The organism is Sphingomonas flavalba (assembly GCF_004796535.1).
GTDB lineage: Bacteria > Pseudomonadota > Alphaproteobacteria > Sphingomonadales > Sphingomonadaceae > Sphingomonas_L > Sphingomonas_L flavalba.
Window position 1 is genome coordinate 207,266 of sequence record NZ_SPHY01000002.1, and the last position, 24,978, is coordinate 232,243.

The 24,978-nt window shown below is 68.3% G+C and carries 23 protein-coding genes; 18 read left to right on the forward strand and 5 right to left on the reverse strand.

Features of this window, described 5'->3' with window-relative positions; translation table 11 throughout:
• Positions 1-59: 59 nt before the first annotated feature.
• Positions 60-1,433 (reverse strand): DNA repair protein RadA, encoded by a 1,374-nt coding sequence (gene radA / locus E4A53_RS02880; protein ID WP_136161611.1) that lies wholly within the window; start codon positions 1,431-1,433, stop codon positions 60-62.
• A gap of 112 nt (positions 1,434-1,545) precedes the next feature.
• On the opposite strand from radA, the gene E4A53_RS02885 reads away from it, so the two are divergent.
• The 10 genes from E4A53_RS02885 to E4A53_RS02930 all read left to right on the forward strand — a co-directional run bounded on the left by E4A53_RS02885 (position 1,546) and on the right by E4A53_RS02930 (position 11,416).
• The gene (locus tag E4A53_RS02885; protein ID WP_136161612.1) at positions 1,546-2,241 is read left to right on the forward strand and encodes an endonuclease/exonuclease/phosphatase family protein; all 696 of its coding nucleotides are present in this window, start codon (positions 1,546-1,548) and stop codon (positions 2,239-2,241) included.
• A complete protein-coding gene (locus E4A53_RS02890; protein ID WP_206366218.1) occupies positions 2,241-4,517 on the forward strand; it encodes a patatin-like protein in 2,277 nt (758 codons plus the stop codon). The genes E4A53_RS02885 and E4A53_RS02890 overlap by 1 nt, the downstream gene beginning before the upstream one ends.
• 74 nt (positions 4,518-4,591) lie before the next feature.
• A complete protein-coding gene (locus E4A53_RS02895; protein WP_136161614.1) occupies positions 4,592-4,921 on the forward strand; it encodes a lipopolysaccharide assembly protein LapA domain-containing protein in 330 nt (109 codons plus the stop codon).
• The gene (gene pyrF / locus E4A53_RS02900; RefSeq protein ID WP_136161615.1) at positions 4,918-5,592 is read left to right on the forward strand and encodes an orotidine-5'-phosphate decarboxylase; all 675 of its coding nucleotides are present in this window, start codon (positions 4,918-4,920) and stop codon (positions 5,590-5,592) included. The genes E4A53_RS02895 and pyrF overlap by 4 nt, the downstream gene beginning before the upstream one ends.
• A gap of 154 nt (positions 5,593-5,746) precedes the next feature.
• Positions 5,747-6,388: a phosphoribosylanthranilate isomerase gene (locus E4A53_RS02905; RefSeq protein ID WP_136161616.1), complete on the forward strand. Its 642-nt coding sequence runs from the start codon at positions 5,747-5,749 to the stop codon at positions 6,386-6,388.
• Complete coding sequence (gene trpB / locus E4A53_RS02910) at positions 6,385-7,596, forward strand: tryptophan synthase subunit beta (RefSeq protein WP_136161617.1); 1,212 nt, start codon at positions 6,385-6,387, stop codon at positions 7,594-7,596. Before E4A53_RS02905 ends, trpB begins: the two co-directional genes overlap by 4 nt.
• Entirely contained in the window at positions 7,593-8,384 is a 792-nt protein-coding gene (gene trpA, locus E4A53_RS02915; RefSeq protein ID WP_136161618.1) for a tryptophan synthase subunit alpha, read from the forward strand. The genes trpB and trpA overlap by 4 nt, the downstream gene beginning before the upstream one ends.
• A gap of 12 nt (positions 8,385-8,396) precedes the next feature.
• On the forward strand, positions 8,397-9,245 hold the full coding sequence (accD, locus tag E4A53_RS02920; protein WP_136161619.1) for an acetyl-CoA carboxylase, carboxyltransferase subunit beta: 849 nt from the start codon (positions 8,397-8,399) through the stop codon (positions 9,243-9,245).
• A 173-nt stretch (positions 9,246-9,418) separates the two neighbouring features.
• On the forward strand, positions 9,419-10,918 hold the full coding sequence (locus E4A53_RS02925; protein ID WP_136161620.1) for a bifunctional folylpolyglutamate synthase/dihydrofolate synthase: 1,500 nt from the start codon (positions 9,419-9,421) through the stop codon (positions 10,916-10,918).
• 69 nt (positions 10,919-10,987) lie between these two features.
• Entirely contained in the window at positions 10,988-11,416 is a 429-nt protein-coding gene (locus tag E4A53_RS02930) for a DUF6628 family protein (RefSeq protein WP_136161621.1), read from the forward strand.
• Here the strand turns inward: E4A53_RS02930 and E4A53_RS02935 are convergent.
• Complete coding sequence (locus E4A53_RS02935) at positions 11,393-12,724, reverse strand: AmpG family muropeptide MFS transporter (RefSeq protein ID WP_136161622.1); 1,332 nt, start codon at positions 12,722-12,724, stop codon at positions 11,393-11,395. The genes E4A53_RS02930 and E4A53_RS02935 overlap by 24 nt on opposite strands.
• A gap of 84 nt (positions 12,725-12,808) precedes the next feature.
• Between E4A53_RS02935 and E4A53_RS02940 the strand changes: the two genes are divergently transcribed.
• Entirely contained in the window at positions 12,809-13,945 is a 1,137-nt protein-coding gene (locus E4A53_RS02940; RefSeq protein WP_136161623.1) for an aromatic ring-hydroxylating oxygenase subunit alpha, read from the forward strand.
• Here E4A53_RS02940 and E4A53_RS02945 read toward each other — a convergent pair.
• Positions 13,932-14,351: a response regulator gene (locus E4A53_RS02945; RefSeq protein WP_136161624.1), complete on the reverse strand. Its 420-nt coding sequence runs from the start codon at positions 14,349-14,351 to the stop codon at positions 13,932-13,934. The genes E4A53_RS02940 and E4A53_RS02945 overlap by 14 nt on opposite strands.
• A gap of 140 nt (positions 14,352-14,491) precedes the next feature.
• Between E4A53_RS02945 and E4A53_RS02950 the strand changes: the two genes are divergently transcribed.
• The 7 genes from E4A53_RS02950 to E4A53_RS02980 all read left to right on the forward strand — a co-directional run bounded on the left by E4A53_RS02950 (position 14,492) and on the right by E4A53_RS02980 (position 22,806).
• Positions 14,492-15,265 carry a pseudouridine synthase gene (locus E4A53_RS02950; RefSeq protein ID WP_136161625.1) on the forward strand — a complete coding sequence of 258 codons (774 nt, stop codon included), beginning with the start codon at positions 14,492-14,494 and terminating at the stop codon, positions 15,263-15,265.
• Positions 15,265-15,783: a 16S rRNA (guanine(966)-N(2))-methyltransferase RsmD gene (gene rsmD, locus E4A53_RS02955; protein ID WP_136161626.1), complete on the forward strand. Its 519-nt coding sequence runs from the start codon at positions 15,265-15,267 to the stop codon at positions 15,781-15,783. Before E4A53_RS02950 ends, rsmD begins: the two co-directional genes overlap by 1 nt.
• Before the next feature lie 64 nt (positions 15,784-15,847).
• Positions 15,848-18,121: an ATP-dependent helicase gene (locus tag E4A53_RS02960; RefSeq protein WP_136161627.1), complete on the forward strand. Its 2,274-nt coding sequence runs from the start codon at positions 15,848-15,850 to the stop codon at positions 18,119-18,121.
• A gap of 48 nt (positions 18,122-18,169) precedes the next feature.
• The gene (locus tag E4A53_RS02965; RefSeq protein WP_136161628.1) at positions 18,170-19,327 is read left to right on the forward strand and encodes an aspartyl/asparaginyl beta-hydroxylase domain-containing protein; all 1,158 of its coding nucleotides are present in this window, start codon (positions 18,170-18,172) and stop codon (positions 19,325-19,327) included.
• Positions 19,311-20,636: an MFS transporter gene (locus E4A53_RS02970; protein ID WP_136161629.1), complete on the forward strand. Its 1,326-nt coding sequence runs from the start codon at positions 19,311-19,313 to the stop codon at positions 20,634-20,636. Before E4A53_RS02965 ends, E4A53_RS02970 begins: the two co-directional genes overlap by 17 nt.
• Positions 20,633-21,553, forward strand: a complete 921-nt coding sequence (gene cysK / locus E4A53_RS02975; RefSeq protein ID WP_136161630.1) for a cysteine synthase A — start codon at positions 20,633-20,635, stop codon at positions 21,551-21,553. The genes E4A53_RS02970 and cysK overlap by 4 nt, the downstream gene beginning before the upstream one ends.
• Before the next feature lie 218 nt (positions 21,554-21,771).
• Positions 21,772-22,806, forward strand: coding sequence for a cell wall hydrolase (locus E4A53_RS02980; RefSeq protein ID WP_136161631.1), 1,035 nt, complete (start codon positions 21,772-21,774; stop codon positions 22,804-22,806).
• Here E4A53_RS02980 and E4A53_RS02985 read toward each other — a convergent pair.
• Positions 22,739-24,520: an acyl-CoA dehydrogenase C-terminal domain-containing protein gene (locus tag E4A53_RS02985; protein WP_136161632.1), complete on the reverse strand. Its 1,782-nt coding sequence runs from the start codon at positions 24,518-24,520 to the stop codon at positions 22,739-22,741. The genes E4A53_RS02980 and E4A53_RS02985 overlap by 68 nt on opposite strands.
• A 35-nt stretch (positions 24,521-24,555) precedes the next feature.
• On the reverse strand, positions 24,556-24,975 hold the full coding sequence (locus tag E4A53_RS02990; protein ID WP_136161633.1) for a MerR family transcriptional regulator: 420 nt from the start codon (positions 24,973-24,975) through the stop codon (positions 24,556-24,558).
• Positions 24,976-24,978: the final 3 nt, after the last annotated feature.

Here is a 24,978-nt window from a genome sequence, read left to right on the forward strand (position 1 = left end):
GCGGGGGTCGGCCCCATAGCCGCCCATCCCGCGCCAAGTCGAGGGACCGGCATCCCCACCTAACCGCGCCCCAGCATATGATCGACCAGCCCGCCCAGCGTCGCGAAGCGGGACAGCGCAATGCCGCCCTTCTCCGCTTCCACCCCGGCGGGCACCAGCGCGCGGGAAAAGCCCAGCTTCGCCGCCTCGCGCAGCCGCAGCCCGGCGTGGGCGACCGGGCGAATCTCGCCGGACAGCGCGACTTCGCCGAACGCCACCGCGTCGGACGGTAGCGGCCGTTCGGCCAGCGCGGACACCAGTGCCGCCGCCACCGCCAGATCGGCCGCTGGGTCGGACAGGCGATACCCGCCGGCGACGTTCAGATAGACCTCGGCGGTGGAAAAGCTCAGGCCGCACCGCGCCTCCAGCACCGCCAGCACCATCGCCAGCCGCCCGGAATCCCAGCCGACGACCCCGCGCCGGGGCGTCGCCCCGCTCGCCAGCCGCACGGTCAGCGCCTGGATCTCGACCAGCACCGGCCGCGTCCCCTCCAGCGCCGGGAACACCACCGCGCCGGTCACCGCCTCGCCCCGGTCGGTCAGGAACAGAGTCGACGGGTTGGTCACCTCCTCCAGTCCGCCGGCGGCCATTGCGAACACGCCGATCTCCTCGGTGCCGCCGAACCGGTTCTTGATCGCGCGGAGGATGCGGTACTGGTGGCTGCGCTCGCCTTCGAAGGAGAGGACGGTATCGACCATATGCTCCAGCACGCGCGGGCCAGCGATCGTCCCGTCCTTGGTGACATGGCCGACCAGCACCAGCGCGGTGCCGCTTTCCTTGGCATAGCGGATCAGTTCCTGGGCGGAGGCGCGGACCTGGCTGACCGTGCCCGGCGCGCCTTCGATCAGGTCGCTGTGCATGGTCTGGATCGAATCGATGACGAGCAACGCCGGCGCCGTCCCCTGCCCCAGCGTCGTCAATATGTCGCGCACCGACGTCGCCGCCGCCAGCGCCACCGGCGCCTTGCCCAGCCCCAGCCGCCGCGCGCGCAGCCGCACCTGGTCGGTCGCTTCCTCGCCGGAAACATAGGCGACAGGCCGCCCGGCCAGCGCCAGCTTGGCCGCCGCCTGCAACAGCAAAGTCGATTTGCCGATGCCGGGGTCGCCCCCGATCAGCGTCGCCGATCCGCTGACGAAACCGCCGCCCAGCGCCCGGTCTAGTTCCGCGATGCCGGTCACCATCCGCTCCGGCAGGGCGATCTCCGCATCCAGCCCGACCAGCGCGAACGGCCTGCCGCCGGATTGCAGATTATGACGCGCCTGAAACGGCGTCACCACCGCGCCCATGTCCTCAACCAGCGTGTTCCATTCGCCGCAATCGACGCATTGCCCCGCCCATTTGGGCGATACCGATCCGCACGCCTGGCAGACATAACGCTTCTGGGGCTTGGCCATATTCGCGATGTATGCCGTCCGGCGGCGAAGCCCAAGCCCCTTCGCGCCGGCGCGAAGGAAACTCCGCCCGGCCGTTGCGTTCCTTGGCCATGACCCTATGCATCCTTGTCGCATGATCCGCGTCGCCAGCTATAATATGCGCAAGGCCATCGGCACCGATCGGCGCCGCCTGCCGACGCGGACGATCGACGTGCTGCGCGAAATTGGCGCCGATGTCGTGGCGCTGCAAGAGGCCGACCGCCGTTTCGGCGCGCGGCTCAGCGCGATTCCCCACTACCTGCTCGACGACCAGAGCGATCTGCGCGCCGTCGATTTCGGCGTTCGGCCGGACGGAATGGGCTGGCACGGCAATGCGATACTGGTGCGCAAGTCGGTCGAGGTCCTCGACCGGGCCGTCATCCATATCCCGACGCTGGAACCGCGCGGGGCGGTGCGCGCCGACCTGCGCGTGCGCGGCCAGCGCATACGCGTCGTCGGCATGCATCTCGACCTGTCCGGCCTGCGCCGCCGCCGCCAGGCACGGGCGATCATCGCCCATCTCGAATCGCTCGACGATTCGCTGCCGACGGTGCTGATGGGCGACCTCAACGAATGGAGCCCGGAAGGCGGCTGCCTGCGCGACTTCGCCGATCATTACGGCTTCGTGCCCTGCGGCCGCAGCTTCCATGCCCGCCGCCCGGTGGCGGCGCTCGACCGGATCATGGTCAGCCCCGACGTCGCGGTCGAGGCGTGCGGCGTCCACCGTTCGCCGGCGGCGCGCATCGCGTCGGACCATCTGCCGATCTGGGCCACGGTGGAGCCGCAATGATCCGCGAAAAGGAATTGCGGCTGGCGCTGGTCTGCTACGGCGGGATCAGCCTTGCCGTCTACATGCACGGCGTCACCAAGGAAATCTGGCGCCTCGCCCGCGCCAGCCGCGCCTTCCACGATGGCGAGGCCGCCGCCGGGGGCAGCCAGGGCGTCTATCGCGCGCTGCTCGAACGGATAGAGGCGGAGGCGGGCCTGCGGCTGACCGTATTCACGGATATCGTCACCGGCGCCAGCGCCGGTGGCATCAACGGCGTGTTCCTTGCCCGGGCGGTCGATACCGGCCAGTCGCTCGACCCGCTGACCGACCTGTGGCTGGAGGTCGCCGACGTCGAACGGCTGCTCGATCCGGAAGCGCGGGCCGCCTCGCGGCTCAGCAAGATCTGGGCGGCGCCGCTGGCGATCATGGCCGCCCGGCGCGGCGCCTCGGTCTACGATGTCGACCCCGAGGTGCATGACGAGGTCCGTGCGAAGCTCAGCGCTTTCGTCCGTTCCCGCTGGTTCGAGCCGCCGTTCGGCGGACCGGGCTTCACCGGCCTGCTGCTCGATGCCCTGCAGGCGATGGCGGAAACGCCAGCCGGCCCGCGCCTGCTGCCTCCGGCCCAGCCGCTCGACCTGACCGTCACCGTCACCGATTTTCACGGCCATCCGGAACGGGTGCGGTTGAACAGCCCGGCGGAGATCGTCGAGACCGAACACCGACTGACCATCGGCTTTACCTGCCCGGCCGGCGGCGGCAGCTTCGCGGCGATCCCCGACCTCGCTTTCGCCTGCCGCGCAACCGCTAGCTTCCCCGGCGCCTTTCCCGCGTTCACCGTCGTCGAGCTTGACGGCGTGCTGGCCGAACGGGGCATCGCCTGGCCGGGGCGCGATGCCTTCCTTGCCCGCGCACTTCCCGCGCACAGCGCGGCGGATGCCGCCGAGCAGGCGGTGCTGATCGACGGGTCGGTGTTGGCCAACGCGCCGTTCCGCCCGGCCTTCGACGCGCTGAAACGTCGCCCGGCGCGCCGCGAGGTTGACCGCCGTTTCGTCTATATCGACCCGAAGCCTGGCATCCGCAGCGTCAAGCTGCTTGGCGGCGCCGGCAAGGCTCCCGGCTTCTTCACCACCATCCTCGGCGCGCTGTCCGACATCCCGCGCGAACAGCCGATTCGCGATACGCTGGAGGCGATCGCCGGCCGTTCGGCCCGGGTCACCCGCACGCGCCGGATCATCGATTCCCTGCAGGGAGAAGTGGAGGAAGCGATCGAGGCGCTCTATGGCCGCACCTTCTTCCTCGACCGGCCGACGCCGGCACGGCTGGCGGCGTGGCGCGCTAAGGCGCAGACCGCCGCCGCCAGGCAGGCCGGTTCCGCCTATGCCGCATACGGCCATCTGAAGGTCGCGAGCATCATCGAGGAAATCGCCTCGCTGTTCGAACGGGTCGGCTGGCGCGGCGACCGCACCGCACTGCGCGATTCGCTGTGGGATCATTGTCAGGCCGCCGGCCTCGATCGGGTGACCGGCTCGGCCGGCGGGGCGACGGCGGCGGCGATCACCTTCTTCCGCGCCCACGACCTCGGCTTCCGCATCCGCCGGCTGCGTTCGCTGGCCCTCCGGCTCGCCGCTCTGTCGGAAGGCGGGGACGACGCGATCGAAGCGATGCGGAAGGAAGTCTATACCCTGCTGTCGCCCTATCTCGACCGTGAGACGCCGCAATTCTACCCGCCGGCGCTCGCCGAGTTGCTGGCGGTGAACGACCTGCCCGCCGCGCTCGACAGCCTCGCCGGCCTGCGCGCGCTCAGCGCCGTCGACATGGAAACCGATGCCCGGCTGGCGGCGGCGATGGCCGGCCTGCCGCGCGGCCAGCGGCGGGAAATGCTGCTCACCTATCTCGGCTTCCCTTTCTACGACATTGCCACGCTGTCGCTGACCCAGGGCGAGACCGGCGGGGAGTTCGATCCGGTCAAGGTCGATCGGATCGCGCCGGACGATTGCACCTCGATCCGTGCCGGCGGGGCGGAGGCGACGTTGAAGGGCATCCGCTTCAACAGCTTCGGCGCCTTCTTCAGCCGCGCCTATCGCGAGAACGACTATCTGTGGGGCCGGCTCCACGGCGCGGAGCGGGTGATCGACCTGCTCGTCTCGACATTGCCGGAGGGGGTGACGTTGCCGCCCGGCGCCGTCACCACCTGCAAACGAGAGGCGTTCCTCGCCATCCTCGATGAAGAGGAGCCGCGCCTCTCCGCCGTTCCGCAGCTATTCGCGCAGCTCCGCCAGGAAATCGGCAGCGCCTGACCGCCCGGCCCTGACTCGCCTTTCCGCGCCATTCTGCATAGAGTGGGCCCGACCGGAAGCAGACGGAAACGACCATGCAATTCCTGAAAACCCTGTTCTGGGCTGTGCTTGCCGTGCTCATCGCCCTGTTCTGCTACAACAACTGGGTGGTGGTGCCGGTGAACCTGTGGGACGGGCTGATCCTCGAAACCAAGCTGCCGATGCTGCTGCTCGTCGCCTTCCTCGTCGGCCTGCTGCCGGCGCTGCTGCTCCACGGCGCCGCGCGCTGGCGCTGGCGCCGCCGGCTGGAGGCGAGCGAGCGCGCCTTGGCCGACGAACGCGCCGCCAACGCCCCGCCGGTTCCCCCGGCCCCGGCGCAGACGATCGCCCCAGGCGCCGCCGCCGACATGGCGCCGTTGCCGTGAGCAGCTGCATCTACGTCGCGCTCGACACGCCCGACCTCGACCGGGCGATGGCGATTGCCCAGCGCGTCGCCAGCCATATCGGCGGCATCAAGCTCGGCCTCGAATTCTTCTCCGCCAACGGCCGCGCCGGGGTGCGCGACATGGCGTCGCTCGGCCTGCCGATCTTCCTCGACCTGAAGCTGCACGACATCCCCAACACCGTCGCCAAGGCGATCCAGGCGCTGCGCCCGCTAAAGCCGGCGATCCTGACCGTCCACGCCGCCGGCGGCAGGGCAATGATGGAGGATGCGAAGGCCGCCGCCCCCGCCGGCACCAAGGTCGTCGCGGTCACCGTGCTGACCAGCCTCGACAACCGCGACCTCGGCCGGATCGGCGTACCCGACGGTTCCGCCGCGCAAGTCGAGCGGCTGACCCTGCTCGCTCGCGACGCCGGTCTGGACGGTGTCGTCTGCTCCGGCGCGGAGGTTGCGGCGGCGAAGGCGCTGTGGCCCGACGGCTTCTTCGTCGTCCCCGGCGTCCGCCCGGCCGACGGCAACAGCGGCGACCAGAAGCGGGTGGCGACGCCGCGCGCCGCGCTTGATGCCGGCGCCTCGATCCTGGTCATCGGCCGCCCGATCACCCAGGCCGCCGACCCGGACCAGGCCGCCCGCGCGATCAAGGCGACGCTGTAGGGGGTGGGTGCCTCCCTCGACTGCGCTCGGGATGGACGGAAGTTAAGAAGTGGGTGCGTCTCCCTCTGCGTCTATTCCGAGCGCAGTCGAGGGACGCACGCCCCCCGGAAGCCACCCGGTTCCCTTCTACCCCCATACCGCCTAAAGCCTCCCGATGCCCGCCACCGCGAAAATCTGCGGCCTGACCACGCCGGACACCGTCGATGCCGCCATCGCCGGGGGCGCCAGCCATGTCGGCTTCGTGTTCTTCCCGCCCAGCCCACGCCATTTGCCGCTGGACCGGGCATCGGCGCTGGCCGCGCGGGTGCCCGATCGCACGCGCCGCGTCGGCGTGTTCGTCGACCCTGACGACGCGCTGCTCGATGCCACCCTAGCCGCCGTCCGGCCGGCGGTGCTGCAACTGCACAAGACCGCGCCCGCCCGCATCGCCGCCATTCGTGCCCGCTTCCCCACCGTCGCGCTATGGCCGGTCGTCGCCGTCCGCACCCGTGCCGACCTCGACGGCGCCCGCCCCTTCGCTCCGCTCGCCGAACGCATCCTCTACGACGCCAAGACGCCGGCCAGCGCCGCCTTGCCCGGCGGCATGGGCCTGCGTTTCGACTGGCGGCTGCTCGACGGCTTTGTCCATCCGTGCCGCTGGCTGCTGTCGGGCGGGCTGGATGCCGGCAATGTCGGCGAGGCGATCGCCGCGACCGGCGCCGATCTCGTCGATGTCTCCTCCGGCGTCGAAACCGCGCCGGGCATCAAGGATGTGGACAAGATCGCCGCATTCCTTAAAGCCATTCGCCTGTCATGACCCTGCCCAACACGCTTAAAAGCCAGCCCGACGAAACCGGGCATTTCGGCCAGTTCGGCGGCCGCTACGTCGCCGAGACGCTGATGCCGCTGATCCTTGATCTGGAACGCGAATACCGCTCCGCCAAGGCCGATCCCGCCTTCGACGCCGAATTCCGCGATCTGCTGCGCCAGTATGTCGGCCGCCCCAATCCGCTCTACTTCGCCCGGCGGCTGACCGAGGAACTGGGCGGCGCGAAAATCTACCTGAAGCGCGAGGAGCTGAACCACACCGGCGCGCACAAGATCAACAATTGCATCGGCCAGATCCTGCTTGCCCGGCGAATGGGCAAGGGGCGGATCATCGCGGAAACCGGCGCCGGCCAGCATGGCGTGGCGACGGCGACGGTCGCGGCGCTGTTCGGTCTGCCCTGTACCATCTTCATGGGCGCGGTCGACGTCGCCCGCCAGCGGCCCAACGTATTCCGCATGAAGCTACTCGGCGCCGATGTCGTCGCGGTCGAAAGCGGCGCACAGACGCTGAAGGACGCGATGAACGAGGCGCTGCGCCATTGGGTCGCGAACGTCCGCGACACCTTCTACATCATCGGCACGGCCGCCGGCCCCCACCCCTATCCGGAGCTGGTCCGCGATTTCCAGTCGGTCATCGGCCGCGAGGCGCGCGAACAGATCCTGGCGACGGAAGGCCGCCTGCCCGACATGCTGATCGCCCCGGTCGGCGGCGGGTCGAACGCGATCGGCCTGTTCCACCCGTTCCTGGATGACGAAGGCGTCGAGATCGTCGGCGTCGAGGCGGCGGGCGACGGTCTGTCGACGAACCGCCACGCCGCCAGCATCGCCGGCGGTAGCCCTGGTATCCTCCACGGCAACCGTACCTACCTGCTCCAGGACGCGGACGGCCAGATCACCGAGGCGCACAGCATCTCCGCCGGGCTCGACTATCCCGGCATCGGCCCGGAACACAGCTGGCTGCATAGCATCGGCCGAGTCCGCTACGAACCGGCTACGGACGCGGAGGCGCTCGCCTCGTTCCAGCGGCTGTGCCGGCTGGAAGGGATCATTCCCGCGCTTGAATCCGCCCATGCGCTTGTCGCGGCGGAACGGCTGGCGCCGGCGATGGCGAAGGACAAGATCATCATCGTCAACCTGTCCGGGCGGGGCGACAAGGATATCTTCACTGTCGCCGACGCGCTCGGGGTAAAGCTGTGACCGCCCGCCTCTCCGCCGCTTTCGCCAAAGGGCGCCCGGCGCTCGTCACCTTCATCACCGGTGGCGATCCAACCCCGGCGGATACCGGCGCGATCCTCGACGCGCTGGTCGCTGGGGGCGCCGACGTGGTCGAACTCGGCATGCCGTTCACCGATCCGATGGCGGACGGCCCGGCGATCCAGAAGGCCAATCTGCGCGCGCTCGCCGCCGGCACCACCACCGCGGGCCTGCTGGCGATCGTCGCCGCCTTTCGCGGCCGCCACCCGGAGGTGCCGCTGGTGCTGATGGGCTATGCCAACCCGATGCTGCGTCGGGGCGCGGACTGGTTCGCCGAACAGGCCGCCGCCGCCGGGGTCGACGGGGTGATCTGCGTCGACATCCCGCCAGAAGAAGACGCCGTTCTCGGCCCGGCGCTGCGCGCCGCCGGAGTCGCGCCGATCCGGCTGGCGACGCCGACCACCGACGCCGCCCGCCTGCCCGCCGTCCTCGCCGGCGCCGGCGGCTTCCTCTATTATGTCTCGGTCGCTGGCATCACCGGCCTGCAACAGGCCGCGCAGGCCAGCATCGATGCAGCCGTCACCCGGTTGAAGGCCGAAACCGGCCTGCCGGTCGCCGTCGGCTTCGGCATCCGCACGCCGGAACAGGCAGCCGCCGTCGCGCGGGTCGCCGACGGCGTCGTCGTCGGCTCGGCGCTGGTCGACATCATCGCGCGCGACGGCGCCCAAGCGCCCGCCGCCATTACCGCCTATACCGCCGATCTCGCCCGCGCGATCGCTGGAGCTGCCTGAGGAGACCGCCGCATGAGCTGGCTCAACCGCGTCCGCAACGCCCTGCCCTTCATCGCCAAGCGCGAGACGCCCGACAATCTGTGGCACAAATGCGCGTCCTGCGGGCAGCTGATCTTCGCGCGCGAGTGGGAAGAAAATCTCAGCGTCTGTCCGAAATGCGGCCGGCATGACCGGATCGGCGCGCGCGCGCGCTTCCGCCAGGTCTTCGACGAAGGCAGCTATACGCTGTTGCCCAACCCGAAGGTGGTGGAAGACCCACTGAAATTCCGCGATTCCAAACGCTATGCCGACCGGCTGAAACAGGCCCGCGCCGACACCCAGGAACCGGACGCGCTGCTTAATGCGCGCGGCACTATCGGCGGCGAACGCGCGGTCGTCGGCGTGCAGGATTTCGGCTTCATGGGCGGGTCGATGGGGCTTGGCGTTGGCGCTGCCTTCGTCACCGGCGCCCAGGCGGCGATCGCCGACCGCTGCCCCTACATCATCTTCACCGCTGCCGGTGGCGCCCGGATGCAGGAGGGCATATTGTCGCTGATGCAGATGCCCAAGACCACCGTCGCCATCGCCGAATTGCGCGAGGCCGGCCTGCCCTACATCGTCGTAATGACCGATCCGACGACCGGCGGTGTCACCGCCAGCTACGCGATGCTCGGTGACGTCCATATCGCCGAACCGAACGCCCTGATCGGCTTCGCCGGCCAGCGGGTGATCGAAAGCACGATCCGCGAGAAACTGCCGGAGGGGTTCCAGCGCGCCGAGTATCTGCTCGACCATGGCATGCTCGACATGGTTGTCGCCCGCAAGGACATGAAGACCACCCTCGCCCGCCTGATCGCCTACCTCGCCCCCGTCCCGGCCTGATCCAGGCGCCTGCCCTTCCCCGTCATTCCCGCGTAGGCGGGAATCTCCCTTCTCCCACACGGACGCACGCCCTATGCGAGCCAACAGCGAGCTGCCCACCACGGGGATTCCCGCCTACGCGGGAATGACGGGATAAAAAGTTCATAGATCTGAGATCCGAGCCGCCACCGAACATGGATTTCGCCCATTCCGCCGACCCGGCCGTCCAGCGCCAGCTCGACCGCCTGACCCTGTTGTCGCCGGGGCGCGACATCCTCGGTCTGAACCGCATCGCCACCCTGCTCGCCCGCCTCGGCGACCCGCAACTGCAACTGCCGCCGGTGTTCCATGTCGCCGGCACCAACGGCAAGGGATCGACCTGTGCGTTCCTGCGCGCGATGCAGGAGGCGGCGGGCAAGCGCGTCCACGTCTATTCAAGCCCCCATCTCGTCCGCTTCAATGAACGAATCCGCCTCGCCGGGCGGCTGATCGACGACGCGCTGCTGGCGCCGCTTTTGGAGGAGGTGCTGGCCGTCGCCGGTGATCTTCAGGCGAGCTTTTTCGAGGTGACGACCGCCGCCGCCTTCCTCGCCTTCGCCCGCGTGCCGGCGGACGCCTGCGTGATCGAGGTTGGGCTTGGCGGCCGGCTCGACGCGACCAACGTCATCCCGGCGCCGGTCGTCTGCGGCATCGCCCAGCTCGGCATCGATCATCAGGCCTTCCTCGGCGACAAGGCGGAACAGATCGCGGCGGAAAAGGCGGGGATCGCCCGTGCCGGGGTGCCGCTCGTCACCCTCGCCTATTCCGCCAGCGTCGCCGAATCGGTCCGCGCCGTCGCGGCGGTCGCCGGCGCGCCGGTCCACAGCCTTGGTGAGGGCTGGACCATAGACGAGCATCCGTTCGCCTATCGCGACGCGTTTGGCACTGTCGCCCTGCCCGAACCCGGCCTCGCCGGCGCCCACCAGCATCTGAACGCCGCCCTTGCGGTTGCCATGCTGCGCCACCAGCAGGCGATCGTGGTTTCCGAGTCGGACATCGCCGCCGGCATTGCCGCGACCCGCTGGCCGGCGCGCCTCCAGCCGCTCCACCACGGCGTCCTCGTCGCCACGCTGCCGCCCGGCACCACGTTGCTGCTCGACGGCGGCCATAACCCCGCCGCTGCCGAGGCGCTGGCGATCCATCTCGGCGGCCAGCGGATCACGATGATCCTCGGCATGCTCGCCAACAAAGATATCGAAGGCTTCCTCCGCCTGCTTGCGCCGATGGTCGCCCGCCTGGTCGCGGTGCCGGTGCCCGGTCACGACCATCACCCCCCGGCCACCATCGCCGCCACCGCCGCCGCGTTCGGCATTTCAGCGACGACCGCCGCCGACATCCCCACCGCCCTCACCATCGCCGCAACACCGGTCCTGGCACCCCCGCCGCCCTCCGCCGTTGGAACCGACGCTCCCCCCGCTATGACGCCAGCTACGGACAGCCACACCCCCGCCGTACCGACGGGCGCCTCTGGCACCACGGTAGCTCCCGACCTCCACGCCCCCGGCATGGCGGCGGCCGCAGACGCTTCCAACGCTTCGCAGCACGCCTCCGGCGCGCCGGCGGGATCGCCCGGTCGCCCCGGCACGATCCTGATTGCCGGTTCGCTCTATCTCGCCGGCGTTGCCCTCGCGCTCAACGGCACGCCGCCCGATTGATATTATTGCGATTGACTTGCAATAGCGTCCTATGGTGTGATTTGACCCTGATAACCAAGGGAGTCGTCCATGCCCGCTGCCGCCGATTTCTCGACCATGCTGCCGCACCCGATCCCCACCGACGATCGGGCGCGGCTGCTGCTGTTCGCGATCCGGCGGATGGCGGCGGGCGGCCTCGCTGATGCCCACGCCGCCGCCGCCTTCCTCGGCGCCTTCGGCAAGAGCTACCGCCGCCCCCTCGTCCTGCTGCGCGCGTTGATGGCGGAAATGGCGCGTGCCGCCGCCAACCCGATCATCGTCGCCCCCTGCTGCTGCCCGCGCATGACCGATGGCGAATCGACGCTGCTAACCGCGATCGCCACTTCGGAGGCCGACCCGCGCGGCGCCCGTCGCCGGCTTGGCGCGCTGCTGCCGAGCAGCCAGTCGCTCGGCGCCCTGTCGAGCGCCCAGGCGGTCAGCCGCGCCTTTGCCGATCTAGGCCGGCCGCTCCTTGCCTGAATCGGTACCCGCCGTCCCGATCGACGCATCGATCAGCCCGGAACGCATCATCAGCCAGAACAGCAATATTCCCGGCACCGCCGCCAGCGTGGTCAGCAGATAGAAATTCACATAGCCGAAGCCTTCGAGCAGCGCCCCGGCAGTCGTGCCGGTCAGGAAGCGCCCGACGACACTCGCCGCCGCCGAGATCAGCGCATATTGCGCGGCGGTGAAGCGCAGGTCGGTCAACGCCGAGAAATAGGCGACCACCGTCACCCCGCCGACGCCGCTGGCGAAGTTCTCGAAGCCGATCGCCGCCGCCATCCCGGCATTGCTGTGGCCGGCCGCCGCCAACGCGGCAAAGCTGAGGTTCGACACCGCCATCAGGATCAGGCTGAGCAACACCGATCGCTTCATCCCCATCCGCGCGTAGACGATGCCGCCGACGAAGATGCCGATCAGATAGGCCCAGAAGCCCAGACCGACATCGTAGAGCGCGATCTCGTCGTTGGTGAATCCAAGCCAGTCGAACAGCAGCCGCAGCGTCAGATTGGCGAGCGTGTCGCCGATCTTGTGGAGGAGGATGAACAGCAGAACGAGAAACGCCCCCTGCCGACGGAAGAACTCGACCAGCGGCCCCGAAATCGCCTGCCAGCTTTCCGCCAGCCCGTGCCTGCCACCCGGCGCGCGGTGCCGCTCCGGCTCTCCGGCGATCAGCCCGGCCAGCATCGCCGGCAGCGCCAGCGCCGCGCAGGCGAGATAGGCCGCCTCCCACCCGATCCGCGCCGCAACCACCAGCGCGATCGCCCCGGCGCCCGCCGATCCGATTCGCCAGCCATACTGCGACATGCCAGACCCGACGCCCAGTTGCTCCGGCTTCAGCAGTTCGATCCGATAGGCGTCGATGACGATGTCGAACGTCGCGCCGGCGATGCCGACCAGCACCGCCGCATAGGCGGTCTGCAACAGGCTCGTCTTGGGATCGACCAGTGCCAGATTGGCGACCGCCGCCATCACCAGAACCCCGGCAAAGATCAGCCAGGACACGCGCTGGCCCAGCCGCCCGATCAGCGGCAAGCGCACGCCGTCGACCACCCAGGCCCACAGGAATTTCAGGTTGTAGACCAGGAAGGCCAGGCTGAACGCCGTCACCGCTTTCTTGTCGATGCCGTCCTGCGCCAGCCGGGTGGTTAGCGTCGCGCCGATCATCGCATAGGGAAAACCGGACGATATGCCGAGGAACAACGCCGCCAACGGCGCCTTCTCCAGATAGGGCTTCACCGATTCGATCAGGGATGGCCGCGTGGCCTGCGAAGGATTGGACGCCATCGGCGGAAGTGAGCGGCCCCGCCCGGCCCCGTCAAGTCGGAACCTCCCTTGCCGTTCACGTCAACAAGGATCATCCTGCCGGCCATGACCGTGCCCATGCCCACCGCCGGCCAGCTCGCGCTCGCAGACCGCATCACTCATGGCGGGGCCGCGCCTGCCGCTGCGATCAGCCGCGTCGCCGCCGCCGCCTACACCGACCCGGCGCGCTGGGCGGCGGAGAAAGCGGCGCTTTTCGACCGGCTACCGCAGGTCATCGCTCCATCCGCTCTGCTTCCCCAGCCGAATACCGCGGTGCCCCATGACGGCTTCGGCAAGCCATTGCTCATCACCCGTGACGCCGATGGCCGTGCTCATGTTTTCATGAACGTCTGCCGTCATCGCGGTACGCGGTTGGTCGAGGGGACGACGGCGCAGCACGCCCCGCGTCTGGTCTGCCCCTATCATGCCTGGAGCTACGCGCTCGACGGCCGACTGGTCGGCCTGCCCCGCGCCGACAGCTTCCCCGGCCTCGACAAGGTGGGCTACGGGCTGGTCGAGCTGCCCAGCCGCGAAATCGGCGGGCTTATCTGGTTCGCCTTCGCCACGGATGCCGATTTCACTGCCGCAGAGGCGGTCGGCCCGGATTTCGACGCGTTCGCGCTCGGCGCGCTACACCTGTTCAGGCGCCATACCCACGACGTCGCCGCGAACTGGAAGCTGATCATGGACGCGTTTCTGGAAAGCTATCATGTCCAGCGGTTGCATGCCGAGACGATCGGTCCGTTCTTCAAGGATGGGGTAACCGCCGCCGATACGATCGGCCCCCATCAGCGCTCGGCAGTCGGGCGGGTGGCGGATCTGGCGGCACTCGACCCCGGCGATTGGCCGGCGCTGCGCTCCGCCGTCACCTTCGCCTATCAGCTATTCCCCGCGACGGTGATCGTCATCAGTCCCGACTACGTGAACCTGATGGTGCTGATGCCACGCGGCCATGACCGCGTTCTGGTCGAGGATTTCATGCTGATCCCGGCGGCGCCCGCGACCGACAAGGCCCGCGACCATTGGCAACGCAGTTGGGAGCTTCTCGATACCGGCGTGTTCGGCGGCGAGGACTTTCGCGCCGCCATGCTCGGCCAGCAGGGCCTGGAAGCCGGCGCGATCGAACAATTGACGCTGGGTACGCTGGAAAGCGGCGTCCGCCATTTCCACGACGAGGTCGAATCGCGGCTCAATACAGGCTGAGGCCGGCGGGCAATTGCTCCGGGGTTTCACCACGCATCACCGCCTGCACCGTATCGATCACCTGCCGCAACTGGCGATGGCCATAGGGCTTGGCCAGACAGCCGATGGCGAATTGCCGCGCGTCCGGCGGACAGGCGCCGGTGACGAACAGCGTGGCGATCCCGCGCGCATGCGCCGCTTGCGCCACCGCCACCCCATCGCCGTCATCGGACAGCGAGACATCGGCTAGCACCAGATCGATCTGTTCGGCTGCGATCACCGCGAGCGCCTGCGCGACACTGTCGACGGTCGCTACCACCTGATAACCCTGCTCGATCAGGAAATGCTCGCTGTCGAACGCAACCAGCGGCTCGTCCTCGACGATCAACACCCGCTCGATCATCCGCGCCTTTCGGTCAAACAGCATTGCCGCTCCGTCCCGTTTGGGCCATTGCCGCGCTTGGCCAGCCTTGCGCGACATCGCCCGCCGGGGAAGACAACGCCGCAGGCGCCGGTTCGTCGCACCCGCACCCCGGCCCCGTGTGAATTTTTCGAAGGACAAGGTTGATGCCGCCGCCCCGTCGCCAGAAACCCACCCAGCCCCGCCGTTCTGCGGTGGAGAGCGGCGACCAGCGTATCGCCAAGCTGCTCGCCCGCGCCGGAGTCGCATCGCGGCGAGAGGTCGAACGGATGATCGCCGAAGGCCGGATCGCTCTCGACGGCAAGGTGCTCGATACCCCGGCGACCATTCTCGCTTCACTGAAAGGCGTGACAGTTGACGGCAAGCAGGTGGCGCCGGCGGCGCCCGCCCGGCTGTTCCGCTACCACAAGGCCGCCGGCCTGCTGACAACGGAGCGCGACCCGAAAGGCCGGCCGACGATCTACACCCGCCTGCCCGACGGCCTGCCGCGGGTAATGCCGGTCGGCCGCCTTGACCTCAGCACGGAAGGGTTGCTGCTGCTCACCACCGACGGTGGCCTCAAACGCCAACTGGAACTGCCGGCAACCGGAGTTGAACGGACCTACCGCGCCCGCGCCTATGGCCAGGTCAGCCAGGCGGCGCTGGAGGACCTGATCGAGGGGGTGACGATCGATGGCGTCCGCTACGGATCGATCGACGCGAATCTGGAACGCCGGACCGGCGCCAATGTCTGGATCGAACTGAAGCTGCGCGAGGGCAAGAACCGCGAGGTGCGCCGCGTACTGGAGCATCTGGGCCTGAAGGTGTCGCGCCTGATCCGTACCGCCTATGGCCCGTTCGCGCTCACCGACCTGCCGGTCGGGGCGGTGGACGAAGTCCGCCCGCACGATCTTGCCGCCTTCCGAAAGACGCTGGGCTGATGCGCGTCATTGCCGGCACCTGGCGCGGACGGTCGCTGACCGCTCCGGCTGGCCAGGCCACCCGCCCGACCAGCGACCGCACCCGCGAGGCGCTGTTCTCCATGCTGGCGAGCCGGCTGGGGACGTTCGAGGGGCTGCGCGCCCTAGACCTGTTCGCCGGCAGCGGTGCGCTGGGCTTTGAGGCGCTGTCGCGCGGCGCCGCCCACTGCACCTTCGTCGAGCAGGATTCGGCGGCGATTGCCGCGATCCGCGCCAATGCGGCCAAACTGGGCGCCACGGTGGATATCCGCGTCCAATCGGCCACCGCCTTGGCGGGCGGGCCGTTCGACCTGATCTTCGCCGACGCGCCGTATGGCAGCGGCCTTGCGCAGCAGGCGCTGACGCAGGTGGTCCTGGCCCCCGGCGGCTGGGCCAGCATCGAAACTGCGCGGGACGAAGCAGTTACCGTTCCCGGCTTCGTCGTCGCCGCGGAGCGGACGCACGGCAAGGCCCGACTGACCCTGCTGCAACCGGCGTGATCCGGCCGCGCCGTGCCGCCGGCTGCCGTTGCGCTTGCCGCCACTGTTCCCTAACTGTTCGCCAATGACTCTCCCCGCCCCTTCACCGGACGACCCGCCCTATCTGGCCGGCCTCAACGGACCGCAGCGGCAGGCGGTGCTGACCACCGACGGCCCGGTGCTGGTGCTGGCTGGCGCCGGGACCGGCAAGACGGCGGCGCTGACCGCGCGCCTCGCCCACCTGCTCTACACCCGCAAGGCCTGGCCGTCGGAACTGCTCGCCGTCACCTTCACCAACCGCGCGGCTCGGGAGATGCGCGAGCGCGTCGGCCGACTGGTCGGCGAAGCGGTGGAAGGGATGCCCTGGCTCGGCACCTTCCACGCGATCGGCGCGAAGATGCTCCGCCGCCACGCCGAACTGGTCGGGCTGGAAAGCAATTTCACCATCCTCGACACCGACGATCAGCTGCGGCTGATGAAGCAGCTGATCCAGTCCGCGAATATCGACGAAAAGCGCTGGCCCGCGCGCCAGCTCGGTGGGCTGATCGACCGGTGGAAGAACAGGGGCTGGACCCCGGCGGATGTTGATTCCGGCGAAGCGGCGGGTTTCGCCGACGGTGCCGGCCAGCGCCTGTACGCCGCCTATCAGGACCGGCTGCGGGCGTTGAACGCGTGCGATTTCGGCGATCTGCTGCTCCACATGCTGACCATCCTGAAACGCGACCGGGCGGTGCTCGCCCGCTATCAGGAGCGGTTCCGCTACATTCTAGTCGACGAATATCAGGATACCAACAGCGCCCAGTATCTGTGGCTGCGCCTGCTCGCGCAGGAACGGAAGAATATCTGCTGCGTCGGCGACGACGACCAGTCGATCTATTCATGGCGCGGGGCGGAGGTCGCCAACATCCTGCGCTTCGAGCTGGATTTCCCCGGCGCGACGATCATCCGGCTGGAGCAGAATTACCGCTCCACCCCGCATATTCTCGCCGCCGCATCAGCCGTCATCGCCCATAACGGCAGCCGCCTAGGCAAGACGCTATGGACCGAGGCCGACGCCGGCGAGAAGGTGCAGGTTCTGGGCGTATGGGACGGGCCGGAGGAGGCGCGTCGCGTCGGCGAGTTGATTGAGGACGGTCAGCGCCGGGGCGAGCCGCTCGATCAGCACGCCATCCTCGTCCGCGCCCAGCACCAGACCCGCGAGTTCGAGGACCGTTTCATCTCGATCGGCCTGCCCTATCGCATCGTCGGCGGCTTCCGCTTCTACGAGCGCGCCGAGATCCGCGATGCGCTTGCCTATCTCCGCTTGGTCAACCAGCCGGCTGACGACCTGGCGTTCGAACGGATCATCAACGTGCCGAAGCGCGGTCTTGGCGCCAAGGCGGTCGAGACCATCCACCGCGCCGCGCGCGCCACGGACATGCCCCTTGCGGTGGCCGCCGCCCAATTGCTTGACAGCGACGAACTGACTGCCGCGGCCCGCCGCTCCCTTGGCAGCTTCGTCGCGGCAATCGCGCGCTGGCGCGACATGGCGCAAAGCCTGCCGCACCCGGAACTGGCACGGCAGATACTGGAGGAATCGGGCTATACCGCGATGCTCCAGGCCGACCGCACGGCGGAATCGGCGGGGCGGCTCGAAAACCTGACCGAGCTGGTTCGGGCGATGGAGGAATACGAAACGCTCGGCGCCTTCCTGGAGCATGTCAGCCTGGTCATGGACAATGACGCGCGCGCCGACGAGGCGAAGGTGACGATCATGACCATCCACGCCGCCAAGGGGCTGGAATTCCCGACTGTCTATCTTGCGGGGTGGGAAGAAGGCATTTTTCCGTCGCAGCGCGCGCTGGACGAGGGCGGCCTGGCCGCGCTGGAGGAGGAGCGCCGCCTTGCCTATGTTGCGCTAACCCGGGCGCGGCGGCAGGCGATTATCCTCCACGCCGCGAACCGCCGCATCTACGGCCAGTGGACCAGCGCGATCCCGTCGCGCTTCGTCGACGAACTACCCGCCGAGCATATCGACGTGCAGACCAGCATGACCGGTGGCGAAAGCTTGTGGCGCGCCAACTGGTCCGGCCATTCCGACCCGTTCGCCAACGTCGCACGCGCCACGGGACGCGGGCCCGGCTGGCAGCGCGCCGCAACCGGTGGCTCACCTCGCGCGCCTGCCCGTGTCGTCGAGGCTCGTACCAGCGCTGTCAGCCTCGGCAACAAGGGACGCAGTGACCTTGCCGTCGGCATGCGCGTGTTCCATCAGAAATTCGGCTATGGCCGGATTGACGCGATCGAAGGCAACAAGCTGGAGATCCAGTTCGAGCAGGCTGGATCGAAACGGGTGATTGACAGCTTCGTTACCGTTGCCTGACGGCCGATCCGGCTTCCCTATTGCGGGCGAAGTCGTAAAGGTCGCTGCATGCTGACAGCCTCAAAAGCAGACCGCATGATCCGCGAAGGTGTTGCCGCCCTTCAACGCGGCGATGCGCCCACGGCATTGCGCCTGTTCCACGCCGCAAAGGACACGCCCGGCGTGCCGCAGCCGCATATCCTGATCGCGCGTGCGTGCCACATGCTGGGTGATGAGGCTGGTGAAGAATCCGCCCTGGATCTCGTTCTGGCCGAGCGGCCGCGCGATGTTCGCGCCCTCCTGATGAAAGGCGAACGGCGGGCGGGGCAAGGCGACGACCGCGCCGCAACCGCCTTCTACAAGATTGCGCTTGCCAGCGCGCGGGCGAGTGGCCCCCCACCCGCCGGGCTTGTTGCAGATCTGCGCCGTGCGGAATCCTATCTGGCTGGCGCGATGGAGCGCTATCAGGCTCATCTCGCTGAACAACTGGCAGGCGCAGGTTTTTCACCCACCTGGCAAGCGCCGCGCGTAAGGCAGGCGCTGGACATTCTGCTGGGCAAGCGAGGCGTCTATCTTCAACAGCCGAACAGCTTCTATTTTCCCGGCCTGCCCAACATCGAATTCTACGAGCGCAGCGATTTTCCATGGCTCGCCACCCTGGAGGCAGCCGCCCCCGCCATTCGCGCCGAACTCGAAGCGGTCATCCACGCCGATGGCGCCTTTCCACCGTATGTAGAGGCTCATCCCGATCGACCGCCGCCGCCCAATCCGTTATTGAACGACCCGAGCTGGGGCGCCTTCTATCTGTGGCGCGGTGGGGCGCCTGTCGCGGACAATGCCGCACGCTGTCCGGTAACGATGGCCGCATTGGAAGCCGCACCGCTTCCCAGAATTGACGGGCGTTCGCCGATGGCCTTGTTCTCGCTGCTGAAGCCGGGGACCCACATTCGGCCGCATCACGGACTGCTCAACACCCGGCTGATCTGCCATATTCCGATCATCACCGCGCCGGATTGCGCGTTGCGCGTTGGCGCCGAGACCCGCGAATGGCGTGACGGCGAAGCGTTGGTGTTCGACGATTCAATCGAGCATGAGGCATGGAATCGCGGGGACCGGACGCGGGTGGTGCTGCTCTTCGAAATCTGGCGCCCGGAACTTTCCGGCGAAGAACGCTCTGCCCTTACCGCGTTGTTCGAAGCAATCAGCGTTTATGACACTACTGAATAGCCGCGGCTCCTTACCAAAGACGGATGCTGCGCCGACGCTTCCCCATCCCTTCGCCTTCCCGGCCTTCCGTGCCTATTTCGTCGCGCGGTTGACGGCGACGCTGGCGCAGATGGCGATGGTGATCGTCATCGGCTGGCAGGTGTACGACATCGCGCGCGGCAAGCTCGGCATGACGCCGAAGGAAGCGGCGTTTCAACTCGGGCTGGTCGGCGTCGCGCAATTCCTGCCACTGTTACTGCTGACGCTGGTCGTCGGCTGGGTGGCCGACCGGATCGACCGGCGCTGGATCGCCCGCGCGGCCGTCTGCCTGGAATTGGGCTGCGCGCTGGCGCTGATGCTGCTGACCTGGACCGATACGATCAGCTTGCCGGCGATCTTCGCCGTTGCCGCCCTGCTCGGAGTGGCCCGCGCCTTTGCCGGGCCGGCGTTGCAGGCGCTGGCGCCCAATCTGGTGCCGCCGCCGGTGCTGCCGACCGCGATCGCGATGAGTTCGATCGCCTGGCAGGCGGGCGCGGTATTCGGCCCCGCGCTGGGCGGCCTGCTCTATGCGCGCTCCCATGCCCTGCCTTATGAGATGTCGGCGCTGTTGTTCACCGCCTCGTTCCTCGCGCTGATGCTGATCGGGCGAGTCCGCCTGCCCACCTTCGCCGCCGATTCGCCATGGCGCCAGATGATCGACGGGCTACGCTACGTCAGGCGCAACCGGCTGGTTCTCGGTGCAATCTCGCTCGATCTGTTCGCGGTGCTGCTCGGCGGCGCGACGGCCATGCTGCCGATCTACGCGCGCGACATCCTCCATGTCGGGGCCCAAGGGCTGGGCGAATTGCGCGCTGCCCCGGCGGTCGGCGCGGTGCTGACCGCACTCTGGTTTTCCTGGCGCCCGCTCAGATATCACGTCGGCGTCAAGCTGCTGGTCGGCGTCGCGGTATTCGGCGGTGCGACGGTGGTATTCGGCTTTTCCCGCTCGATGCCGCTGTCGCTGGCGATGCTGACCCTGCTCGGCGCCGCCGACATGCTGTCCGTCTATGTTCGTCAGTCGCTGATCCAGATCTACACGCCGGATGCGATGCGCGGCCGGGTCGGCGCTGTTTCTACCCTGTTCGTATCCGGCTCGAACGAGCTGGGCGAAGCGGAGTCCGGCTTTCTCGCCGCGCTGATCGGCCCGGTCGCCGCCGTCGTCGCGGGGGGCGCCGGCGCGATAGCAGTTGCCATTTTGTGGGCCCGCTGGTTTCCCGAACTGCGCAACGCCTATACATTCGATCCGCCCGCGTCCTTGGAGGACGTTCCGATCAAGGAGACCGTTACATGAAGGCCGAGAGCATTCTCGACACCATCGGCAATACCCCCCATGTCCGCATGCGCCGGCTGTTCGGCGACGCGGAGGTGTGGATCAAGTCGGAACGCACCAACCCCGGCGGGTCGATCAAAGACCGCATCGCATTGTCGATGATCGAGGATGCCGAGCGTTCGGGCGCGCTGAAGCCGGGTGGCACGATCGTCGAGCCGACCAGCGGCAACACCGGCATCGGCCTCGCCATGGTCGCGGCGGTCAAGGGCTATCGGCTGATCCTGGTCATGCCGGAAAGCATGTCGCTGGAGCGGCGGCGACTGATGCTCGCCTATGGCGCGAGCTTCGATCTGACGCCGCGCGACAAGGGCATGAAGGGCGCGATCGAGCGCGCGATCGAACTGGTCGAGGGCACGCCCGGCGCCTGGATGCCGCAGCAGTTCGAGAATCCGGCCAATGTTGCCGTTCACGCCCGGACCACGGCGGAGGAAATCCTCGCCGACTTCCGCGATACGCCGATCGATGTGATCATTACCGGCGTCGGCACCGGCGGCCACATCAGCGGCGTCGCCGAGCGGCTGAAGCCGGAATGGCCGGGTCTAAAGGTCTTCGCCGTAGAGCCGGCGCTGTCACCGGTGATCTCCGGTGGCCGCCCCGGCCCGCACCCGATCCAGGGGCTGGGTGCCGGTTTCATCCCGGACAACCTTCACACCAAGGCGATCGACGGCACCATTCTGGTCGACGCCAACGACTCGAAGGAAATGGCCCGCCGCGCCGCGCGTGAGGAAGGCATGCTGGTCGGTATCTCGTCCGGGGCGACGCTGGTCGCGATCGCGCAGAAGCTGAAGGACCTGCCCGCCGGCACCCGCGTCCTCGGCTTCAACTACGACACTGGCGAGCGCTATCTGTCGCTGCCTGATTTCCTGCCGGAAGGGTAGGCGGCGGCACCCGGGTGCGCCGGGCGCGCGCTTCCTTGCCACCGACGGCGTGGGCGATCGTCGCGTTGCTCCTGCTTGCGACGGGGCTCGGGGTGGCAAGCTGGACAAAGTCCCGCCCCGCCCCAGCGCCCGGCGGTGCAAGCCCGCCGCCCCGTAACGCATCGCCACCGCCGCCTGTCGAACCGCTGGAACTGCGCGTGCTGAGCCGGGAGCAGGCGATGGCGATCAACGCCGCGGTGCCGTTCGTCCGCGGGCCGAACCCGGCGGCGCGGCCGTTTCGATTGAAGGGCAGCGGCGACGACCTCGCCCGCGCCATCGACTGCCTGGCGGCGGCGATGCTGTACGAAGCCGGCGGCGCCGATGCCGACGGGCAGCGGGCCGTCGCCCAGGTCGTCATCAACCGGCTGCGCCACCCGGCCTTTCCCAAGACGGTCTGCGGCGTCGTGTTTCAGGGGCAGGAACGCTCGACCGGCTGCCAGTTCACCTTCACCTGCGACGGCGCGCTTGCCCGCGTGCCTGCGCCGGCGGCCTGGCGAGTGGCGCAGGCGCGGGCGCGCCAGGCGCTGACCGGCAAGGTGTTCAAGCCGGTCGGCCACGCCACGCATTACCATACCGACTGGGTCGTGCCCTATTGGAGCGCGAGCCTCGACAAGGTGGCGGCGGTGAACAGCCATCTGTTCTTCCGTTGGACGGGGTGGTGGGGCACGCCGCCTGCCTTTCGTTTCAGTCCTGCCGGGCGGGAACCGATGATCGCGAAGATCGCCTTTCTGTCAGCGGCGCATCGGCCAGCCCCGTCGCCGGCCCTGGTACCCGGCGCGATGGGAGCCGCGGCGCTGGCGGTGCTGCCCGCCAGCAAGCCCATCCGACTGTTGACGGCTTCGGCGGCGGGCGACACGTTCCTCGTCGTCCTCGACCGCACCGCCTCGCCAGACAGCTACCCGGCGCTGGCACTAGAGACATGCGGCGACCGCCCGTTCTGCAAGTTCGTCGGCTGGACCAGCGCGGCGAAGGCGGCGGACGCCCTGCCGCTTAACGACACGCAGGTCGCCGATCAGGCGTTCAGTTATCTGCGCAACCGCACTAACAGCTTCGAGAAGATGCTGTGGAACTGCACGCAGTTCAAACGCCCGCATCCGGATCAATGCATGAAGACGCCGCCGCCGGTGCTCCGGCCCTCGCCGGTCGCTACGCCGCGAACTGCCCCGGTTCCAGCGCCATCAGCGTCTCCGCCCCCGCTTCGATCTCCCGCCTGAGCGCGCCCGCCTGGGGCATCATCCGGCCGGCGAAGAAGCGCGCGGTCGTGCGCTTGGCCTGCGCGAAATCGCTGTCGTCGCCGCTGACCGCCCGCACCGCGCGCAGCCACATCAATCCGACGGCGACGATACCCATCAGGTGCAGGTACGGCGTCGCCGCCGCGCCGGCATTGTTCGGATTGGTTATGCCGTTCTGCACCAGCCACATCGTCGCCGCCTGCAACTGACCCAGGGCCTTCTCCAGCGCCCCCGCAACCTCCGCCGCATCGGTGTCGTCCTTGCCGTCGGCTGCCTCCGCCGCAACCAGCGCGAAGAAAGCCTGGACCGCACGGCCGCCGTTCTGGGCCAGCTTACGCCCGACCAGGTCCATCGCCTGCACGCCGTTGGCACCTTCGTAAATCATCGCGATCCGGGCATCGCGGACATACTGCTCAACCCCGGTCTCGACGATGTAGCCGTGGCCGCCGAACACCTGCTGGGCGTTGGTAGCGATGCGATAGCCCATGTCGGTGCCGTAGCCCTTGATCACCGGGGTCAGCAGCGAGATCAGGTCGTCGGCCGCCTGCCGCTCCTCCTCGCTCTCCGCCTTGTGGCTGAGGTCAACCTGGAGAGCACCCCACAGGCACAGTGCCCGCAACCCTTCGGTCAGCGCCTTGCCTTCCATAAGGATGCGGCGGATGTCAGGGTGGGCGAACAGGGTATCCGCCTTCTCATCCGGTTCGGCGGCGCCGGTCAGCGCCCGCCCCTGCCGCCGCTCTCCGGCGTAGGCGACCGCGTTCTGATGGGCGATCTCGCCCTGTGCCAGCCCTTGCAGGCCGACACCGAGGCGCGCCGCGTTCATCATGATGAACATCGCCGCCAACCCCTTGTTGGCCTCCCCAACCAGATAGCCGGTCGCCCCATCATAATTCATCACGCAGGTGGCGTTGCCGTGGATGCCCATCTTGTGCTCGATCGAGCCGCAGGACACGCCGTTGCGCGCGCCGAGGCTGCCATCGTCGTTGACCAGCAGCTTCGGCACGATGAACAGCGAGATGCCCTTCACATTGTCTGGCGCGCCGCTGATCTTGGCGAGGACAAGGTGGATGATGTTGCTGGTCAGATCATGCTCGCCAGCAGAGATGAAGATCTTGGTGCCGGTGATGCGGTAGCTGCCATCCTCAGCCGGCTCGGCGCGGGTGCGGATCAAACCCAGGTCGGTGCCGCATTGCGGCTCCGTCAGGTTCATCGTGCCGCCCCATTCGCCGGAGACCATCTTCGGTACGTACAGTGCCTTCTGCGCATCCGAGCCCTTGGCGAGGATCGCGGCGACCGCGCCCATCGTCAGCCCGTTATACATGGCGAAGGCCATGTTGGCCGAACACAGATATTCCTCGAAGGCGGTGGCGACGACATGCGGCATACCCTGCCCGCCGAATTCCTCCGCGCCGCCCAGCGTCCCCCATCCGGCGGCGACAAACTGGTCATAGGCGCCCTTGAACCCGGCCGGCGTCGTCACCGCACCATCGGCATGGCGGGTGCAACCTTCGGCGTCGCCGCTCTGGTTCAGCGGGAACAGCACTTCCTCGACGAATTTCGCGCCTTCGGTCAGTACCGCCTCGACCACGTCCGGCGTGGCGTTCTGGAAGCCGGCGAGGTTGCTGTAGCGGTCTAGCCTCAGAATCCTGTCGAGCACGAAGCGGGTGTCGCGGATCGGCGCGGTGTAGATCGGCATGTCCAAACTCTCTCCAGAAGAACGACGGACTAGATTCAGTCGGCGGCGTCGACCTGGGCAACCGCATCGATGAAACGCCGCAGTTCATCGATCGTCGCATCGATGTCCCGCTTCTGCGCCTCAAGCATCTTCACCCGGGCGGAGCATTTCTCGATCGTCACCCGGCGCTGCTCCTGCCGCCCGTCGCCGATATCGTAGAGATCGATCATCTCGCGGATTTCGCCGAGCGAGAAACCGACGCGCTTGCCACGCAATATCCACGCCAGCCGGGCGCGATCACGCTTCGAGTATATTCGGGCGGTACCACGCCGCTGCGGCGCGATCAGCCCTTCGTCCTCGTAGAAGCGCAACGCGCGGGCCGTGACGTGAAACTCCTCCGACAGGTCGGAGATCGAATACTGATGCCGGTTGCGCGTGTCCGGCGTGTCAACGGTCGCGTGATGCTGCGTAGCCATACG

Bases quoted from the DNA above. Each gene is read 5' to 3' on its own strand.
- E4A53_RS02885 (WP_136161612.1), top strand. From the start codon at position 1,546: ATGATCCGCGTCGCCAGCTATAATATGCGCAAGGCCATCGGCACCGAT.
- rsmD (WP_136161626.1), top strand. From the start codon at position 15,265: ATGCGCGTCATTGCCGGCACCTGGCGCGGACGGTCGCTGACCGCTCCG.
- E4A53_RS02940 (WP_136161623.1), top strand. From the start codon at position 12,809: ATGACCGTGCCCATGCCCACCGCCGGCCAGCTCGCGCTCGCAGACCGC.
- E4A53_RS02945 (WP_136161624.1), bottom strand. From the start codon at position 14,351: ATGCTGTTTGACCGAAAGGCGCGGATGATCGAGCGGGTGTTGATCGTC.
- radA (WP_136161611.1), bottom strand. From the start codon at position 1,433: ATGGCCAAGCCCCAGAAGCGTTATGTCTGCCAGGCGTGCGGATCGGTA.
- E4A53_RS02970 (WP_136161629.1), top strand. From the start codon at position 19,311: ATGACACTACTGAATAGCCGCGGCTCCTTACCAAAGACGGATGCTGCG.
- trpB (WP_136161617.1), top strand. From the start codon at position 6,385: ATGACCCTGCCCAACACGCTTAAAAGCCAGCCCGACGAAACCGGGCAT.
- E4A53_RS02990 (WP_136161633.1), bottom strand. From the start codon at position 24,975: ATGGCTACGCAGCATCACGCGACCGTTGACACGCCGGACACGCGCAAC.
- E4A53_RS02935 (WP_136161622.1), bottom strand. From the start codon at position 12,724: ATGGCGTCCAATCCTTCGCAGGCCACGCGGCCATCCCTGATCGAATCG.
- E4A53_RS02925 (WP_136161620.1), top strand. From the start codon at position 9,419: ATGGATTTCGCCCATTCCGCCGACCCGGCCGTCCAGCGCCAGCTCGAC.
- E4A53_RS02980 (WP_136161631.1), top strand. From the start codon at position 21,772: ATGGCGATCAACGCCGCGGTGCCGTTCGTCCGCGGGCCGAACCCGGCG.
- accD (WP_136161619.1), top strand. From the start codon at position 8,397: ATGAGCTGGCTCAACCGCGTCCGCAACGCCCTGCCCTTCATCGCCAAG.
- E4A53_RS02950 (WP_136161625.1), top strand. From the start codon at position 14,492: ATGCCGCCGCCCCGTCGCCAGAAACCCACCCAGCCCCGCCGTTCTGCG.
- E4A53_RS02960 (WP_136161627.1), top strand. From the start codon at position 15,848: ATGACTCTCCCCGCCCCTTCACCGGACGACCCGCCCTATCTGGCCGGC.
- E4A53_RS02930 (WP_136161621.1), top strand. From the start codon at position 10,988: ATGCCCGCTGCCGCCGATTTCTCGACCATGCTGCCGCACCCGATCCCC.
- E4A53_RS02905 (WP_136161616.1), top strand. From the start codon at position 5,747: ATGCCCGCCACCGCGAAAATCTGCGGCCTGACCACGCCGGACACCGTC.
- E4A53_RS02985 (WP_136161632.1), bottom strand. From the start codon at position 24,520: ATGCCGATCTACACCGCGCCGATCCGCGACACCCGCTTCGTGCTCGAC.
- cysK (WP_136161630.1), top strand. From the start codon at position 20,633: ATGAAGGCCGAGAGCATTCTCGACACCATCGGCAATACCCCCCATGTC.
- E4A53_RS02895 (WP_136161614.1), top strand. From the start codon at position 4,592: ATGCAATTCCTGAAAACCCTGTTCTGGGCTGTGCTTGCCGTGCTCATC.
- E4A53_RS02965 (WP_136161628.1), top strand. From the start codon at position 18,170: ATGCTGACAGCCTCAAAAGCAGACCGCATGATCCGCGAAGGTGTTGCC.